The following is a 17,492-nucleotide window of genomic DNA, read 5'->3' on the forward strand; positions in this document are numbered from 1 at the left end:
GAGTTCGGCCATGAACGGAGCCTGAGACGGATTCCGACAAACGGAAACAATTCCGAGCCGGATGAAGACCCCGCCGGAAGCGTGTCAGGCGGTCGGTTTGGCCGGCCGGCGATAGACCCACACGCGGGCCGGCGGCAAGTTGAGCCACACCCGGTTGGAGCGGCTGGCGGTGTAGCTGCCGGCCTCGCAGCGGGCCGGGATCGGCGGCACCACCGCGTAGGTGAACTGCACGAAGGGCGCGCCCGGCTGCATCACGTCGTGGGCGTCCTGCAGCAGTTCCATCCGCTTCTCCAGCGGCTTGGTGAACAGCGGCAGCGAGGAGATCGTGGCGGCGCAAGGCTCGGTGAGGAGGCTGCCGAGCGTCTCGCGGATGCTGTAGGCGTCGCCGCGGATCACCGTGGTGCGGGGGAAGCGGCGGCGCAGCAGCGCGCAGAAATCCGGATTGTACTCGACGAGGATCAGCCGCTCCTGATCGAAGCCGCGCCGGATCAGCGCCTCGGTGACCGGGCCGGTGCCGGGACCGAGTTCGATCACCGGGCCCGGTACCGACGGGTCGGCATAGGAGGCCATTGTGCGGGCGAGCATCTTGCCCGAGGGGGTGACGGCGCCGGTGACGAGGGGGCGCTCGAACCACGAGCGCAGGAAGCGGGCCTCGTCCTCCAGCGGGTCGCGCCCCTCCCGGAGGCGGGTCGCGGCGACGGCTCGGGCGCTGGAACGGCGAAGCGGCGGCACGACCGATGATCCTCGGATCAGGAGTGGAAGGACGGGGTGAAACCGCTCGCGGACCGCGTGCGGTGGCGAGAACCCGGCGAAGAACCCGACGACATGCCGAGCGCGACGCGCAAGCGCGCCGGGTCGGAGCACGACCCGGCGGGGAGCGTTCTAGACGATGAAAACCCGCACCCCGTCAAGGCCGGCCTTCCTGTAGGGCGGAGACGCCCCGCGTGGCCGCCGAGGGCGGCAGCCGGGTGCATAACCGGGTTGCATGCGCGTTTGATCCCGGCCGATCGACTCACGGGCGCCCGGCGCCGCTCACGAAGAAGTCACGGACCTTCGAGAAGAAGCCCGCGCTCTCCGGGTGGTTCTCGTCGGAGGCCGACTGGTCGAACTCCTGCAGCAGCTCGCGCTGGCGCTTGGTCAGGTTCTGCGGCGTCTCGACCGAGACCTGGATGTAGAGGTCGCCGACCTCGCGCGAGCGCAACACCGGCATGCCCTTGCCCTTGATGCGGAACTGCTTGGCGGTCTGGGTGCCGGCCGGGATGCGCACCTGCGTCTGCGAACCGTCGATCACCGGCACGGTGATCTCGCCCGAGAGCGCGGCGGTCACCATCGAGATCGGCACGCGGCAGAACAGGTCGGCGCCGTCGCGCTGGAAGAAGGTGTGCGGCTTGATCGATAGGAAGACGTAGAGGTCGCCCGCCGGCCCGCCGCGCAGGCCGCTCTCGCCCTCGCCCGCGAGGCGGATGCGCAGGCCGTCATCGACGCCCGCCGGCACGTTGATCGACAGCGTGCGCTCGCGGTTGACCCGGCCGGCGCCGGAGCAGGCGGTGCAGGGATCGTCCACGACCTCGCCGCGGCCGTGGCAGTTCGGGCAGGTGCGCTCGATGGCGAAGAAGCCTTGCGCCGCCCGCACCCGGCCGTAGCCGCCGCAGGTCGGGCAGGCCCGCGGCTTCGAGCCGGCCTTGGCGCCGGTGCCCGAGCAGACCTCGCAGGCAATGGAGGTGGGGATGCGGATCGTCTCGGTCTTGCCGGAAAACGCCTCTTCCAGGCTGATCTCAAGGTTGTAGCGCAGGTCCGCGCCGCGCTCGCGCCCCGGCTGGCCGCGCCCGCGCTGGCCACCGCCGCCCGGCTGGCCGCGCCCGTCGCCGAAGAAATTCTCAAAAATATCCGACATGAAGTCGCCGAACTCGTTGCCGAATCCGGGTCCGCCCCCGCCGCCGCCCTGGCTGAAGGCCGCATGGCCGAAGCGGTCGTAGGCCGCGCGCTTCTGGCCGTCGGAGAGGCACTGATAGGCCTCGTTGACTTCCTTGAACTTGATCTCGGCTTCCTTGTCGCCGGGATTGCGGTCCGGGTGATGGACCATGGCGAGCTTGCGGAAGGCGACCTTGAGTTCGCTCTCCGTGGCGGTCTTGGCGACGCCCAAAACCTCGTAGTAATCCCGCTTGGACATTCCCAGCCTTCAAACCTCGTCCGCGCCCGACCAGGCGCAGCGGCCGATTCGCGATTCCGCTCGGACGAATCGTCTCTAGCGCATCATTCGGGTGTTCGTATCCGGGAAGATGCGCGGGTCCGGCTCGCGCGCGATCTTTTCCCGTGAACCGCCGCAGCGTTGCCCTCCCCCTCCGCGGGGGAGGGTGGCCCCCGAAGGGGGTCGGGAGAGGGGAGCGACGGTTCCGCTCGGCCGCCGACGAAGGCGAACTCTCCGGGACCGTCGCTCCCCTCTCCCGCCTCGCATCCGCGAGGCACCCTCCCCCACCTCAAGTCGGGCTTGCCCGACTTGAGCACTTGGGATGCGGATATCGGGCAAGCCCGATATCCGTGGGGGAGGGTCGTTCTCGCGTCGCGCCTACGATCTTAGGCGCGCTTCTTCTGGTCCTTGTCGTCGACCTCCTGGAAGTCGGCGTCGATAACGTCGTCCTTCTTCTCGGCCGACGCCGAGGCCCCCTCACCCGGCGCACCCTCGTTCTGCGAGGCGGCGTACATCGCTTCGCCCAGCTTCATCGAGGCCTGCATCAGGTCGTTGGTCTTGGCCTTGATGCCCTCAGTATCCTCGCCCTCCAGCGCGGTGCGGAGCGCGGCGATGGCGGACTCGATGGCGCCCTTGTCGGCGGCCGAGACCTTGTCGCCGTATTCCGCAACCGACTTCTCGGTGGCGTGGATCAGGCTCTCGCCCTGGTTCTTCACCTCGACGAGTTCGCGGCGCTTCTTGTCGGCTTCGGCGTTGGCCTCGGCGTCCTTGACCATCTTCTCGATGTCCGCGTCCGAGAGGCCGCCGGAGGCCTGGATGCGGATCTGGTGCTCCTTGTTGGTCGCCTTGTCCTTGGCCGTGACGTTCACGATGCCGTTGGCGTCGATGTCGAAGGTCACCTCGATCTGCGGCATGCCGCGCGGGGCCGGCGGGATGCCCATCAGGTCGAACTGGCCGAGCAGCTTGTTGTCGGCCGCCATCTCGCGCTCACCCTGGAAGACCCGGATGGTGACCGCGTTCTGGTTGTCTTCCGCCGTCGAGAAGACCTGGGACTTCTTGGTCGGGATCGTGGTGTTGCGGTCGATCAGGCGGGTGAACACGCCGCCGAGCGTCTCGATACCGAGCGAGAGCGGGGTGACGTCCAGCAGCAGCACGTCCTTCACGTCGCCCTGAAGCACGCCGGCCTGGACCGCGGCGCCGATGGCGACGACCTCGTCCGGGTTGACGCCCTTGTGGGGCTCCTTGCCGAAGAACGCCTTCACGACCTCCTGCACCTTGGGCATGCGGGTCTGGCCGCCGACGAGCACGACCTCGTCGATCTCGGACGCGGACACGCCCGCATCCTTGAGCGCCTTGCGGCACGGCTCGATCGTGCGCTGGACGAGGTCGTCGACCAGCGACTCGAACTTCGCCCGGCTGAGCTTGAGCGCGAGGTGCTTCGGGCCCGAGGCATCGGCGGTGATGTAGGGCAGGTTGATCTCGGTCTGGGTGGCCGAGGACAGCTCGATCTTGGCCTTCTCGGCGGCCTCCTTGAGGCGCTGGAGGGCGAGCTTGTCCTTGGTCAGGTCGATGCCCTGCTCCTTCTTGAACTCGGCGGTCAGGTACTCGACCACGCGGTTGTCGAAGTCCTCGCCGCCGAGGAAGGTGTCGCCGTTGGTGGACTTCACCTCGAACACGCCGTCGCCGATCTCGAGGATCGATACGTCGAAGGTGCCGCCGCCAAGGTCGTAGACCGCGATGGTGCCGGCCTTCTTCTTGTCGAGGCCGTAGGCGAGCGCGGCCGCCGTCGGCTCGTTGATGATGCGCAGCACTTCGAGGCCGGCGATCTTGCCCGCGTCCTTGGTGGCCTGACGCTGGGCGTCGTTGAAGTAGGCCGGGACCGTGATGACGGCCTGCGTCACCGGCTGACCGAGATGCGACTCGGCGGTCTCCTTCATCTTCTGCAGGGTGAAGGCGGAGATCTGCGAGGGCGAGTACTTCTTGCCGTCGGCCTCGACCCAGGCGTCACCGTTGTCGCCCTTGGCGATCTTGTAGGGGACGAGCCCCTTGTCCTTCTGCGTCAGCGGATCGTCGTAGGTGCGGCCGATCAGGCGCTTGATCGCGAAGAACGTGCGTTCCGGATTGGTCACGGCCTGCCGCTTGGCCGGCTGGCCGACGAGGCGCTCCCCGTCGTCGGTGAAGGCGACGATGGACGGGGTGGTGCGGGCGCCCTCCGCATTCTCGATGACCCTCGGCTGCGTGCCTTCCATGACGGCCACGCAGGAATTGGTGGTTCCGAGGTCGATACCGATCACTTTACCCATGGTGGGATCCCTCTGTTCGCTGTTTCAAGCAGACCGCCGAGCCCCGAAGCAGCTCGACCCATGGCGGTACAAAACTTCCAGGCTTGAGAACGGGATGGATCCGAAGCGCGGCTCCCGGGGCAGGGTGCGCTCTCAAGGCCTCGTCCCGTGTCTCGGCGCATATAAGAAGACGGCTACGTCGCCGCAAGAACGAGCGGAGACGCGCGAACCCCATCCCACAATCCCGTGTTCCGTGCGGGTTTTTCGGGAGCCGACGCGTGGAAGGCGACCCTTCCCCGTTGCCAGGCTGCCACGCCCGCGCCACGGGTGGCGTGCTAGAGAGCGTGAAGATTCCCTCAACGACCGGCCCCGAGCCAGGATCGCGACTGCCTGATGCGACTGTCCGTTTCGTCAAGTCCCACCCGCCGCCCGCGCATGGCTCTGGTCGCGGCCGTGGCCGCCGTCGCGATGTTCAACCCTGCTGGCGCCAACGCCCAAAACTTTTTCGAGGAGCTGTTCGGGATCGGCCGGGCGGCCAAGCCCCCGGCTCCGCCGCGCAACGTGCCGGCCCCGCCGCCGGCGGCCGTGCCGGGCGAGCCCGGTGCACCCGTCGCGCCGGCGCTTCCCGGCGAGGGTGCCGAGACGCGGCCCAGTGCGCCGCCCGTGCCGCGCCAGCCGGTGGTGCTCAAGGTGCCGGCGGAGGACAACGTCGTCGGCCAGGATCTGATGCTCAACGGCCTCAACGGTGCGCTCAAGATCGAGAAGGCGGGCGCGGGCTACACCGCCCTGATGACGCTGCCGGGCACCAAGGTCTCGCAGCCGACCGAGGCCTGCGCGGTCAAGCTCAACGCCGGCAAGCCGGTGGCGCTGACGGCGGAGGGCCGCTCGCAGGGCGTGTCGCGCTTCTCGGCGAACGCGCCCGAATGCCCGCTCAAGCTCGAAATCCTCGACGGCAGCGTGCTGGCGACGCCGCTCGGCGACAAGGTCTGCACCTTCACGGCGCAGGATTGCGCCACCACGCCGACCGGCCTGTGGGGGCCGGGCGCCGCCGCGCTGATCCCGCAGGCGGGCGAACTCGACACCGCCCGCGGCGTCGCCGACAAGGCCGTGCGCGACAACTTCAAGCTGATGACCCAGCGCGCCCGCGGCCAGGACGTCCGGCCGATCGTGCAGGAGCAGGCGGCCTTCTCCTCCGACCGCGAGCAGGCCTGCCGCACCTATGCCCGCGAGGGCGCGCACGGCTATTGCCACGTGCGCTACACCGAGGCGCGGGCGATCGCGCTCGCCGCCCGGCTCGGCGCCAACACCGCGAGCCCGACGGCGTCGAACACGCCCCCGCCCCGCGCGCGCAAGCCCAAACCCGCCGTCGATGGGGTGAACCCGGACGCGGCCGGCGGCGGCGATCCGTTCGGCGAGCAATAGAGTGCATTCCGACGAAGTGGACACCGGTTCGTCGCAAGAATGCGCGGCAAAACAGAAACTTAGAGACGCCGACCTGATGCAATCAGGTCGGCGTCTCTAAGGCCGCGTCACCGCGGGCCGGAACTCCGCTTTCGCCCATCCTGTTGCGCCGAGGCCACCGGAGCCTCGCGAGCGCGCCATGACCGACCAGAAGATCGAAGCCTACACCGACCCGGCCGGCGGCTGGGGCTCGGCCCGCTCGCTCGTGGACATCCTGACGCGCGAGGAAATCCCGGTCACCGGCGCGGCGATGCTGCTCAAGCAGAACAAGCCCGGCGGCTTCATGTGCGTGTCCTGCGCGTGGTCGAAGCCGGCCAAGCCCGCGGCGTTCGAGTATTGCGAGAACGGCGCCAAGGCGACCGCCTGGGAGCAGACCCGCAAGCGCATCGGCCCCGACTTCTTCGAGCGCCACACCGTCACCGAACTGCTGACGTGGTCGGACTACGCGCTGGAGGAGAAGGGCCGGATCACCCACCCCTTGCGCTACGACCGCCAACGCGACCGCTACGTCCCGGTCGCCTGGGAGGAGGCGTTCGCCGAGATCGGCCGCGAGCTGAAGGGGTTCGATCCGAAATTGGTGGTGTTCTACGCCTCGGGCCGAGCCTCGCTGGAGACGAGCTATATGTACGCGCTGTTCGCGCGGCTCTACGGCACCAACAACCTGCCCGACTCCTCCAATATGTGCCACGAATCGACCTCCAAGGCGCTGCCGCAATCGATCGGCGTGCCGGTCGGGACGACGGTGCTGGAGGATTTCGAGGCGACCGACCTGATCCTGTTCTTCGGCCAGAACGTCGGCTCGAACGCGCCGCGGATGCTGCATCCGCTGCAGGAGGCCCGCCGCCGGGGCGTGCCGATCATCACCTTCAATCCCCTGCGCGAGCGCGGCCTGGAGCGCTTCACCAACCCGCAATCGCCCGTCGAGATGCTGACCAAATCCTCGACGCAGATCTCGACGCAGTACCATCAGGTGAAGGCGGGCGGCGACATCGCGGCGATCGCGGGCATCTGCAAGGCGCTGTTTTCCGCCGACCGCGCGGCGCAAGCGGAAGGCCGCCCGCGCGTGCTCGACGTCGCCTTCATCGCCGAGCACACCCACGGCTTCGAAAAGTTCGAGAAATTCTGCGATCGCCTCGATTGGACGTCCCTCGAGACGAAATCCGGCCTCAAGCGCGAGGCGATGGAGGCGGCGGCCGCCGTCTACGCGCGGGCGCAGGCCGTGATCGGCATCTACGGCATGGGCCTGACCCAGCACCGCCGCGGCACCGAGACGGTGCAGATGCTGGTCAACCTGCTGCTGCTGCGCGGCCATATCGGCCGGCCCGGCGCCGGCATCTGCCCGGTGCGGGGGCACTCGAACGTCCAGGGGCAGCGCACCGTCGGCATCGCCGACGATCCCGAACTCGTGCCGCTCGACAAGCTGAAGGAACTCTACGGCTTCGAGCCGCCGCGGGAAAAAGGCCTCAACACCGTCGAGGCCTGCGAGGCGATCGTGGACGGCAAGGTGAAGGCCTTCATCGGCCTCGGCGGCAATTTCGTCCGCGCGGTGCCCGACACCCGGCGGATGGAGGAGGCGTGGCGCGGCCAGCGGCTGACCGTGCAGGTCTCGACCAAGCTCAACCGCTCCCACCTCGTCAACGGCGAAATCGCCTACATCCTGCCCTGCCTCGGGCGGATCGAGGTGGACGAGCAGAGGAGCGGCCCGCAGGCGGTGTCGATAGAGGATTCGACCTCCTGCTTCCACGGCTCCAAGGGCGTGGCCACCCCGATCAGCGACCACGTCCGGTCCGAGCCCTGGATCGTGGCCGAACTCGCCAAGGCGACGCTGCCGCCCGGCGGCGCGGTCGATTGGGATGCCTGGGTCGGAGATTACGCCAAGGTACGCGACGCCATCGAAGCGACCTACCCCGAAAAATTCAAGGATTTCAACGCGCGCCTGTTCGAACCCGGCGGCCAGCACAAGCCGGTCGCGGCGCGCGAGCGCAAGTGGGACACCGACACCGGCAAGGCCAACTTCGTTGTGCCGCCGGACGGGCTGGAGGAGGACCCCGACATGCCGGCCCGCGGGCACGACGTGCTCGACCTCATCACGCTGCGCTCGAACGACCAGTTCAACACCACGGTCTACGGCTACCACGACCGCTTCCGCGGGGTGAAAGGCACCCGCGACATCCTGTTCATGAACGAGAACGACATCGCCCGCCTCGGGCTGACCGACGGCGAGACGGTGGACGTGGCCACCGACGCCTCCGACGGCTTCGCCCGCGAGGTCCGCGGCCTGCGCATCGTCCGCTACGACATCCCCGAGGGCAATTGCGGCGGCTACTACCCGGAGCTGAACGTGCTGATCCCGCTCTGGCACCACGACGTGCAGGCGAAGGTGCCGGCCGCGAAGGCGATTCCGGTGCGGATCAGCAAGTCAGTCATGCAGGGCGCGACTGAGGGGGCCTGACGGGGTCGGATCGGACTCGACGCCGGCCCGCGCCGGTCCATATTCCGCCACATGGATGGACCGGACGGAGCCCATGCGCGGCGGCAGGCGATCATCGACCGCCTGCTCAGCGACGCCTTGCGCCCGGCGGGCGGGGTCGTGCTGCCGAGTCACGACGCCTTGCCGGCCGACATCCGCATGACCGTGGATCGGCTGCTCGCCAAGGCGGATGCGGAGCGGCGCCGCTCGCTCACCTACGACGATCTCGAAGAGGCGCTGCCGCCCCGCGACGTGACCGCGGACGATCTCGAAGCGATCTTCTGGGTGCTGGCCGAGTACGGCATCGAGCTGGACGAGGGCGATTGAGGCTCGGAGGCCGGATGGTCGCGACGCTTCCCCACCGAACCCGTCATTGCGAGGCGGAGCCGAAGCAATCCAGCGCTCCGCACTCACGGATGAGGTCGCTCACGTCGCCGCCTCATCGTCTCGGTCGCGCCCATTCCGAAAAAACGCGCGCCCTGGATTGCTTCGACTTCGCCTCGCAATGACGGCGCGGGTCTGACGGGGCCGGCGCGCCCTCTCAGCCCTCCGCCCCCTGCAACAGCCGCGCGGCGGCCGCACGGGCTTCGTCCGTGATGGTGGCGCCGGCGAGCATGCGGGCGATCTCCTCCCGGCGGGCCTCCGCGGCGAGGCCGACGACGCGGGTGGTGACGCGGTCCTCGGCCTTGCCCTTCGCCTTGGCTCCCCCCTTCACACTATCCTTGGCGATGCGGAAATGCGTGCCGGCCCGCGCCGCCACCTGGGGAGCGTGGGTCACCGCCACCACTTGGACCTGCGCGGCGAGCCGCCCGAGGCGGGCGCCGATGGCGTCGGCGACGGCGCCGCCGAGGCCGGTGTCGATCTCGTCGAAGATCAGCGTCGGGGCCGAGCCCTTGCCGGCCAGCACCACCTTCAGCGCCAGCATGAAGCGCGAGAGTTCGCCGCCGGAGGCGACCTTCATCATCGGGCCGGCGCGGGTGCCCGGATTGGTCTGCGCCCAGAACTCGACCCGCTCGGTGCCGGCGGCGTCGCGCGAGGCCTCGTCCACGCTGATCTGGGTGATGAAGCGGGCGCCCTCCAGCTTCAACGGCGGCAGCTCGGCCTGGACCGCGGCGTCGAGCGCCTTGGCGGCGCGGCGGCGCCCGTCGCCGAGCTTTTTTGCGGCTGCCGCGTAGGCGGCTTCCGCGGCGTTCTGCTCGGCTTCGAGCCCCGAAAGCGCCTTCTCGCCCGCGTCGAGCGCGGCCACGTCGGCGTCGTAGCGGCTGCGCAGGTCGGCGAGGTCGTCGGCCGGCACCGCGTATTTTCGCGAGGCGGCGCGCAGCGCGAACAGGCGCTCCTCGACGCGCTCCAGCTCGCGCGGATCGAACTCGGCGGCGAGCACCGCCGCGTCGAGCGCCGTGCGGGCCTCGTCCAGCGCGGTCAGCGCCGCGTCGAGGGCCGCGATACTCGGCTCGACCAGGCTCGGCACGGTGGCGGCGCGGCGCTCCAGCTTGCGCACGGCGGAGGAAAGATGCGGCACCATCGAGCCCGAGCCGCCGACGAGGTCGAGCGCCTCGTTCAGCTCGCGGGCGACCTTCTCGCCCTGCTGCATGAGAGTGCGGCGCTCGGCCAGACTCGCCTCCTCGCCCGCCTGCGGATCGAGGGCGCCGAGTTCCTCGACCGCGTGGCGCAGGAAGTCGGCCTCCTTCCGCGCGGCCTCGACGCGGGCGCGCTGCTCGGTGAGCGCCGTGCGGGCGGCGCGCACGCGCTTGGCCGCCGCCGCGACCGAAGCGAGCGGGCCTTGCAGGCCGCCGAAGGCGTCGAGGATGGCGCGGTGCGTGGTGGGGTCGGCCAGCGCCCGGTCGTCGTGCTGGCCGTGAATCTCCACGAGCGCGGTGCCGATCGCCCGCATGGTCTGCACGCCGACCGGCTGGTCGTTGACGAAGGCGCGTGTGCGCCCGTCGGCGAACTGGGTGCGGCGCAGGATCAGGTCGCCGTCGGTGTCGATCTCGGCCGCCGCCGCGAGGGTGCGGGCGGGGTGGTCCAGGGCCACGTCGAACACGGCCGTGACGCCCCCCTGCGCCTCGCCGTGGCGCACGAGCCCGCCGTCGCCGCGCCCGCCGAGCGCCAGGGCGAAGGCGTCGAGCAGGATCGACTTGCCCGCGCCGGTCTCGCCGGTCAGCACGGTGAGCCCCCCGGAGAAGGCGAGGTCGAGCTTGTCGATCAGAACGATGTCGCGGATCGCGAGCTGGACGAGCATGAAGCGGCGCCAGAGCCCCTATTGAAGTGCGCGTGGGTTTAGCCGTAAGCCGAGGCGACTTCATCCGGAAAGTGTCACGGGGTCGATGACGACGCTCGGTCGCGCCTCAGAGCGTGTCGCTCATCGCGTGAGACGTGACGGGGAGCAGGTGCATGCGGATCGTCGCGGTCAGTCGGGTGCTCGATGAGGTCGACATCATCGAGGCCTTCATCCGGCATGCCGCGGCCTTCGTCGATCACCACGTCGTCCTCGACAACGGAAGCCGCGACGGGACCGTCGAGATCCTCCGGCGTCTCGCCGAGGAGGGTCTGTCGCTGACGGTCTACCGATCGCCGTCGATCTGCTTCTCCGAGCGCGACATGAACAACTGGCTCTACAACGAGGCGGTCGACCGGCACGACGCGGATTGGGTCGCCTGCCTCGACAGCGACGAGTTCTACGACGATCGGCAGCTACCGGGGGGCTTGAGGGCCTATCTCGGCGAGCTGGAGAATTCCGGCGGGAACGTCGCCGCGGTCCGGATGCCCTGGGCGCATTACAATTACAGGAGCCAGGACGACGCGACCGACACTCTCGTGCCGCGCCGCATCACGCATCGCACCGAGGTGATGCCGGGCGGCAAGGTGATCGCGAGCTGGCGGCTCGGGAAGGAGAAGGGTCTCGTGCTGGAGGGGCAGCACGACGTGTTCCTGCCCGAGGGCAGCCGCGGCACGATCGTGACCGAGCCGCGGCTCTGGATCGCCCATTTCTCGGTGAGGAGTACGGCTCAGTACGTCACGAAGAACGTGCGCGGATGGGCCAAGGTGCTGACGGCCGGCCGGGAATGCCTCGAGCGGCGTCATTCGGCCCATTATTGCGAGCCGTTCGAGCTTCTCAGGGACCGTCCCGGGAAAGTGCTCCGGTCGAGACGGCTCATCGAGCGGGAAAACGAGGAGCGCTGCGTCATCCACGATCCGATCGACTATCGCGGCGGCCCCCTCCGCTACACGCCCCCGTACGACCCCGAGATGCAGTCGGTGCGCGCGCTCATCGGCTTCCTGTCCGATGTCTGCACCCGCTACGGCGAGCTGACCGATGCCCTGCCCGCGGCGAGGGCCCATTCCGAGCAGATCGAGCGGCGGATCGACCGGCTCATCTGAGGTGCTTACCCCGAGCCGGAGCATCGGCGCGCGAGGACGGAAACGAAGACGGCGCCCCGGATTCGAAATCCGGGACGCCGCCTGAAGGCTTCGTCCGTCTCCCGCGCGCGATGCGGGGAGGCCTTACTGCGCCGAGGCGGTCTTCTGCCCGGTCATGGTGCGGAAGGCGCGGCTCAGCCAGGAGCCCTTCTCCTCGCGCGGCTCCAGGCCGCCGGTCTGCAGGAGCGCGTAGGCGTCCTTGTACCAGGGGCTGTCGGGGAAGTTGTGACCGAGCACGGCCGCGGCGTTCTGCGCCTCCGCGGTGATGCCGAGCGCCATGTAGGCCTCGACCAGACGCTCCAGCGCCTCCTCGGTGTGGCGGGTGGTCTGGTACTTCGAGATCACGTCGCGGAAGCGGTTGATCGCCGCCGGGAACGAGCGCTTCTCGAGGTAGAACCGGCCGATCTCCATCTCCTTCGCCGCGAGCTGGTCGCGGGTGATCTGGATCTTGGCCTTGGCGTCGGTGGCGTATTCCGAGGTCGGGTACTTCTGGACGAGTTCGGTCAGGGCCACGAGGGCGCGCTCGGAGCGCTCCTGATCGCGGGTCGCGTCCGGGATCTGCTTATACTGCGACATCGCCATCAGGTACTGGGCGTAGGCCGCGTCCTTGCTGGCGGGATGGCGCTGGAGGTAGCGCTTCGAGGCGGTGATCGCGTCGTCGTACTTCGCGCCCTCGTAGTTCGAGTAGGCGGTCATCAGCAGCGCTTTGCGCGACCAGTCGGAGTAGGAATACTGCTTGTCGAGCTGGTCGAACGTCTTCGACGCGCCGTCGTAGTCGCGGTCCTCCATCTTGGCGAGACCGTCGCTGTAGAGCTTGTCGGCCGGGGTGTCGGCGACCACCTCGGGCTTGTACTTCTCGGCGAACAGGTTCGTCGGATCGAGGGCGTCGCAGCCGCCGAGGCCGGCGCCGAGGCTGAGGAGCACGGCCGCCATCGCGCCACGGGTCGGGAAGGTCAGAGGCATCGCGGTCAAATCCCTGTCAGGCACGGGCCACCGTTGGGAGCGGCACGCGTCCTACGCGCAGGCTCTAGCGTTGAGGTCCGATTCTGGCGCGAAAGCGGCAGGTTCCCACGAGACGTTAAGGAATCCCGTGCGGAGCGCCGGAGCGGCGGACCTGTGTCTTGAGAGTTACAGTTCGGCGGCGAAGGCGGCCAGCCCGAGGGCGGTGCCGTACTCGGCCCGCGCGGGCTCGCGGCGGGTGCCCTGGCCCTCGACGATGGCGTAGTTCGCGCGGTCGGCGAACAGGGCCGCGAGGATGCCGACATTCATCCGGTGGCCGCCGCAATAGGAGCGGTAGGCGCCCTGGATCGGTAGGCCGGCGAGCGCGAGGTCGCCGACGGCGTCGAGGAACTTGTGGCGGACGAATTCGTCCGGGTAGCGCAGGCCCTCGGGATTGACCACCGCGGTCTCGCCGACGGCGACCGTATTGTCGAGGGAGGCGCCGAGCGCGAAGCCGGCCTTCCAGTAGCGCTCGACGTCCTTCATCATACCGAAGGTACGGGCGCCCGCGATCTCCTTGCGGTAGGCGGCGGGCGTCAGGTCCATCGTCTTGCGCGAGCGGCCGATGACCGGGGATTCGAAGTCGATCTCCACGTCGAGGCGGAAGCCCCGGTCGAGCGGGCGGAGTTCGGCGAAGGCGCGGCCCTGCTCGATCCGGACCGGCTGGAGCACCTTGATCCAGCGGCGCGGGGCACCGCAGGTGGTGACGCCGACGCCGTCGATGGCCTGGACGAAGAGGCGGGCGCTGCCGTCGAGGATCGGCATCTCGGGGCCGTCGATCTCGACCAGAGCGTTGTCGATGCCGAGCCCGTAGAGGGCGGACATCAGGTGCTCGATGGTGGCGACGGCGCCGGTCTCGTTGTCACCGATGACGGTGCAGAGTTCGGTGGCGGAGACGCAGGCGTAGTGGGCCTTGATGAGCCGGTCGTTGCCGGTGGGCGTGCCCGTGCGGAGGAAAGCGATACCGTGGTTGGCGGGGGCGGGATGGAGGGTGATCTCCGCCGGGTTCCCGGAGTGGACGCCGATGCCGGTGAGGGTCACGGACGCCTTGATGGTTGTTTGTTGGTTCGTCCGCATACCTTAGCCCTCGGCCAGGATCCTTCGCGCGACCCCTTGTGGAGGCACGATGCGTGAAGTCCGTCCGCTGCTTGAAGCCCCTGCGAGCGCTTCGGCTGTGACCGCCGTTCGCGCCTTTCGTCGTTCCGGAGGTGTGTATAGCTGCGGCGCACACCTCGGCCAAATCACGGATTCTTACGATCTGTTACAGCCACGGTTTCGCCACGATCCTTGAAAAGCCTTTTATACGCAGTGCGTTAACAACGCATGAAACCCGGAACCTTACGGTTCCGGGTCTGTGGCCGAAATAACCCACTGACGGATGACGCGCGGCGTCAGCCCATCAGGGCGAGGCGTTTCAGTTCGCCTGACGGCGCAGGAAGGCCGGGATTTCGAGCTGGTCGTCTTCCATCATTCGCGGCGGCAGGGCGCGACCCTGCGGGTCGAGGTTGCCGGCGGCCGGGCGATATTGCGGCGCCTGGGGGGCCGGCGCGCGAACCGCGTGCTCGACGCGAGGCGCCGGGATCGACGGGGCCGGGGCGGCGGCGCGGGGGGCCGGCGCGGGAGCGGCCTCGGCCTCCTCGCGGCGACCGCCGAAGCCGACGGTGGCGAGCCGGCGCAGCAGGGTCATCCGCTTGGAGTCCGGGGCGGGCTCATGCGCCTGCTCGTCGCCGCGGCTCTTGAGGATCTGCGCCTGGGTGTGGGGCGGCAGGTCCGAGATCTGCGGCATGCGCGGGGGCCGGGCGAGCTGCGGGCGCGGCGGCACGTAGGGGCCGGCACCGAGCGGGGCGGCGTCCTGAACGGGCGCGACCGGGGCCGGCGGCTCGTAGGCCGGGGCGGCGACGCGGGCCGGGGCCTGGGTCAGCATCACGTCGTGGTGGTGCATCATCGGGGCCGGCTCGGGACGAAACGTGTCGGCGCGAAAGGTCTCCGCACGCACCGGCTCGGGGGCGACCGCCTCCGGCATCACCGGACGCGGAGCCGGGGCCGGCTCGGCGGCGCGCACCGGCTCGGGGGCCGGACGCTGGGCGTGGAGCGGGGCGGCGGTGGGGCTCGCGGGCGACAGGGCGGCGGACGCGCGGGCGCGGGCCTCGGCGCGCAGGCGCTCGGCCACCTCGGCGATGCGCTGCTCGGTCTGAGCGATCTCCGGGTTGTTCGGCGAATCGGCCGAGATCAGCGCCGGCTCGATGCCGGTGGCGACCACCGACACGCGGATGATGCCGTCGAGGCTCTCGTCGAACGTGGCGCCGAGGATGATGTTGGCGTCCTGATCCACTTCCTCGCGGATGCGGGTGGCGGCCTCGTCGAGTTCGTACAGCGTCAGGTCCGAGCCGCCGGTGATCGAGATCAGCAGGCCGCGGGCGCCCTTCATCGACACCTCGTCGAGGAGCGGGTTGGCGATGGCGGCCTCGGCCGCGCGGTTGGCGCGGTTCTCGCCCGACGCCTCGCCGGTGCCCATCATCGCCTTGCCCATGCCGCGCATGATCGCGCGCACGTCGGCGAAGTCGAGGTTGATCAGGCCTTCCTTGACCATCAGGTCGGTGATGCAGGCCACGCCCGAATAGAGCACCTGATCGGCCATCGCGAAGGCGTCGGCGAAGGTGGTCTTCTCGTTGGCGACGCGGAACAGGTTCTGGTTCGGGATGACGATCAGCGTGTCGACCGCGGCCTGAAGCTCCTGGATGCCGGCCTCGGCCGTGCGCATCCGGCGCATGCCCTCGAACTGGAAGGGCTTCGTCACGACGCCGACCGTCAGGATGCCCATATCACGCGCCGCGCGCGCGATGACCGGGGCCGCGCCGGTGCCGGTGCCGCCGCCCATGCCGGCGGTGATGAAGCACATATGGGCGCCGGACAGCTGGTCGCGGATCTCGTCGATCACCTCTTCCGCCGCGGCCGAGCCGACCTCGGGGTGCGAACCCGCGCCGAGCCCTTGCGTGACGCCGATGCCCATCTGGATGACCCGCTCGGCCTTCGACGAGGTGAGCGCCTGGGCATCGGTGTTGGCCACGACGAACTCGCAGCCGAGCAGCCCCGACTCGATCATGTTGTTGACGGCGTTGCCGCCCGCGCCGCCGACGCCGAAGACGGTGATGCGGGGCTTGAGCTCGCGGATGTCGGGAGCCTGAAGAGAGATGGCCATGGTGGTCGTGCCCTTCGTGACTGCTTGAAAGATTGTCTGATCGACGCCCTGAGGACGCCTGCCCTGTTTTTTCCCCGCCCTTCACCTTCCGGCCGGGCGGGTCGTTCTTCAGAAGCTTTCCCGGATCCAGCGACCGACCCGCGAAAAGTATCCGTCCGTTCCCGTGCCGGCGAAGGCGCCCTGCCCCCGCGGCTCGAAATGCTCCGCATGCGCGACCTGCGGGTAGACCAGCATGCCGACCGCGGCCGAGAAGGCGGGACCCTTGGCGGCCTCGGGCAGGCCGCGGATGCCGAGCGGGCGCCCGATGCGGACCTGTCCCTGGAGGATGCGCCGGGCCGTCTCCGGCAGGCCGACGAGCTGGCTCGCGCCGCCCGTGAGGATGACGCGGCGCCCGGCCTGCGCGCCGAAGCCCGCGCCCCGCAGGCGGTCGCGCACGAGTTCGAGCACTTCCTCGACCCGCGGCTTGACGATGCGCACGAGCTGCGAGCGCGGCACGTGGGAGGGGGCCTCGCCCTCGTCCTCGCCGACGCCGTGGACCGCGATCATGTCGCGCTCGTCGGAGGCCGTGGCGATGGCCGAGCCGTAGAGGGTCTTCAGCCGCTCGGCGACGGAGACGCGGGTCGAGAGGCCGCGGGCGATGTCCATGGTGACGTGATGCCCGCCGACCGCCACCGCATCGCAATGGACGAGATGGCCGCCGGTGAACACGCCGACGCTGGTGGTGCCGCCGCCCATGTCCACGACGACGCAGCCGAGTTCGGCCTCGTCGTCGACGAGCGCCGAGAGGCCGGCGGCGTAGGGGGTGGCGATCACGGCATCGACGCCGAGATGGCAATGCTCGACCGCGAGCATGAGGTTGCGGGCGGCGGCCGCTTCCGCGGTGACGACGTGGAGATCGACGCCGAGCGCGTCGCCGATCATGCCCGAGGGATCGATCACCGCGCCCTGGCCGTCCAGCGCGTAGCCGGTCGGCAGGGCGTGGAGCACGGCGCGGCCGGGGCTGACGCCGTGGGCGCTCGCGGTCTCCAGCACGCGCTCGACATCGGCGCCCGTGACGGTGCCGGAGCGGACGTTCACCCGCGCCTCGAAATGCTGCGAGGCGAGGCGCCCGCCGGAGATGTTGACGATGACCGACTGGACCTCGGCCTTGGCCATCCGCTCGGCGGCGTGAACGGCGTGACGGATCGCGCCCTCGGCGGCTTCGAGATCGACGATAGCGCCACCTTTCAGCCCGAGCGAGCGCTGATGGCCGATGCCGATGATGCGGGCCAGATGCGTGCGGCCCCGCAGGGTCGAGACCGCCTCGGCCGGCTGCAGTTCGGCGATGAGGCACACGACCTTGCTGGTGCCGATGTCGAGCACCGACATCGTCGCGCTCCGGCGGGCGGAGAGCGGCTTCAGGCGCGGCGTGAGGCAGTGGGGGGTCTGCATCGGACGCTACTTTGCGAGAACACGGCGGGGGACGGTGCGGAGGGC

12 protein-coding genes are annotated in these 17,492 nt (G+C 69.6%); 4 read left to right on the top strand and 8 right to left on the bottom strand.

Annotated features, from left to right (window positions below):
* Positions 1 to 84: 84 nt before the first annotated feature.
* From AAHG03_RS14605 to dnaK, 3 genes are all read right to left on the bottom strand, one after another.
* Entirely contained in the window at positions 85 to 732 is a 648-nt protein-coding gene (locus AAHG03_RS14605) for a class I SAM-dependent methyltransferase (RefSeq protein WP_342151404.1), read from the bottom strand.
* A gap of 280 nt (positions 733 to 1,012) precedes the next feature.
* A complete protein-coding gene (gene dnaJ, locus AAHG03_RS14610; RefSeq protein ID WP_342151405.1) occupies positions 1,013 to 2,170 on the bottom strand; it encodes a molecular chaperone DnaJ in 1,158 nt (385 codons plus the stop codon).
* Positions 2,171 to 2,574: 404 nt separating this feature from the next.
* Complete coding sequence (gene dnaK, locus AAHG03_RS14615) at positions 2,575 to 4,491, bottom strand: molecular chaperone DnaK (RefSeq protein ID WP_342151406.1); 1,917 nt, start codon at positions 4,489 to 4,491, stop codon at positions 2,575 to 2,577.
* A gap of 414 nt (positions 4,492 to 4,905) precedes the next feature.
* Here dnaK and AAHG03_RS14620 point away from each other — a divergent pair, with 414 nt between their 5' ends.
* The 3 genes from AAHG03_RS14620 to AAHG03_RS14630 all read left to right on the top strand — a co-directional run bounded on the left by AAHG03_RS14620 (position 4,906) and on the right by AAHG03_RS14630 (position 8,728).
* Positions 4,906 to 5,892: a hypothetical protein gene (locus AAHG03_RS14620; RefSeq protein ID WP_412759747.1), complete on the top strand. Its 987-nt coding sequence runs from the start codon at positions 4,906 to 4,908 to the stop codon at positions 5,890 to 5,892.
* A 178-nt stretch (positions 5,893 to 6,070) separates the two neighbouring features.
* A complete protein-coding gene (locus AAHG03_RS14625; RefSeq protein ID WP_342151408.1) occupies positions 6,071 to 8,383 on the top strand; it encodes an FdhF/YdeP family oxidoreductase in 2,313 nt (770 codons plus the stop codon).
* A gap of 51 nt (positions 8,384 to 8,434) precedes the next feature.
* The gene (locus AAHG03_RS14630; protein WP_056244240.1) at positions 8,435 to 8,728 is read left to right on the top strand and encodes an RNA polymerase sigma factor region1.1 domain-containing protein; all 294 of its coding nucleotides are present in this window, start codon (positions 8,435 to 8,437) and stop codon (positions 8,726 to 8,728) included.
* A gap of 214 nt (positions 8,729 to 8,942) precedes the next feature.
* Here AAHG03_RS14630 and recN read toward each other — a convergent pair whose 3' ends face one another.
* Complete coding sequence (gene recN, locus AAHG03_RS14635) at positions 8,943 to 10,640, bottom strand: DNA repair protein RecN (RefSeq protein ID WP_342151409.1); 1,698 nt, start codon at positions 10,638 to 10,640, stop codon at positions 8,943 to 8,945.
* A 152-nt stretch (positions 10,641 to 10,792) separates the two neighbouring features.
* Between recN and AAHG03_RS14640 the strand changes: the two genes are divergently transcribed.
* Positions 10,793 to 11,779 (top strand): glycosyltransferase family 2 protein, encoded by a 987-nt coding sequence (locus AAHG03_RS14640; RefSeq protein WP_342151410.1) that lies wholly within the window; start codon positions 10,793 to 10,795, stop codon positions 11,777 to 11,779.
* 123 nt (positions 11,780 to 11,902) lie between these two features.
* Here AAHG03_RS14640 and AAHG03_RS14645 read toward each other — a convergent pair whose 3' ends face one another.
* From AAHG03_RS14645 to ftsA, 4 genes are all read right to left on the bottom strand, one after another.
* Positions 11,903 to 12,781 (bottom strand): outer membrane protein assembly factor BamD, encoded by an 879-nt coding sequence (locus tag AAHG03_RS14645; RefSeq protein WP_342151411.1) that lies wholly within the window; start codon positions 12,779 to 12,781, stop codon positions 11,903 to 11,905.
* A 165-nt stretch (positions 12,782 to 12,946) separates the two neighbouring features.
* Positions 12,947 to 13,894 (bottom strand): UDP-3-O-acyl-N-acetylglucosamine deacetylase, encoded by a 948-nt coding sequence (gene lpxC / locus AAHG03_RS14650; protein WP_342151412.1) that lies wholly within the window; start codon positions 13,892 to 13,894, stop codon positions 12,947 to 12,949.
* Between the two features lie 337 nt (positions 13,895 to 14,231).
* Positions 14,232 to 16,016: a cell division protein FtsZ gene (gene ftsZ / locus AAHG03_RS14655; RefSeq protein WP_342151413.1), complete on the bottom strand. Its 1,785-nt coding sequence runs from the start codon at positions 16,014 to 16,016 to the stop codon at positions 14,232 to 14,234.
* A 108-nt stretch (positions 16,017 to 16,124) separates the two neighbouring features.
* Positions 16,125 to 17,447, bottom strand: coding sequence for a cell division protein FtsA (ftsA, locus tag AAHG03_RS14660; RefSeq protein ID WP_342151414.1), 1,323 nt, complete (start codon positions 17,445 to 17,447; stop codon positions 16,125 to 16,127).
* Positions 17,448 to 17,492: the final 45 nt, after the last annotated feature.

The organism is Methylorubrum subtropicum (genome assembly GCF_038442325.1).
GTDB classification, from domain to species: Bacteria; Pseudomonadota; Alphaproteobacteria; order Rhizobiales; family Beijerinckiaceae; genus Methylobacterium; species Methylobacterium subtropicum.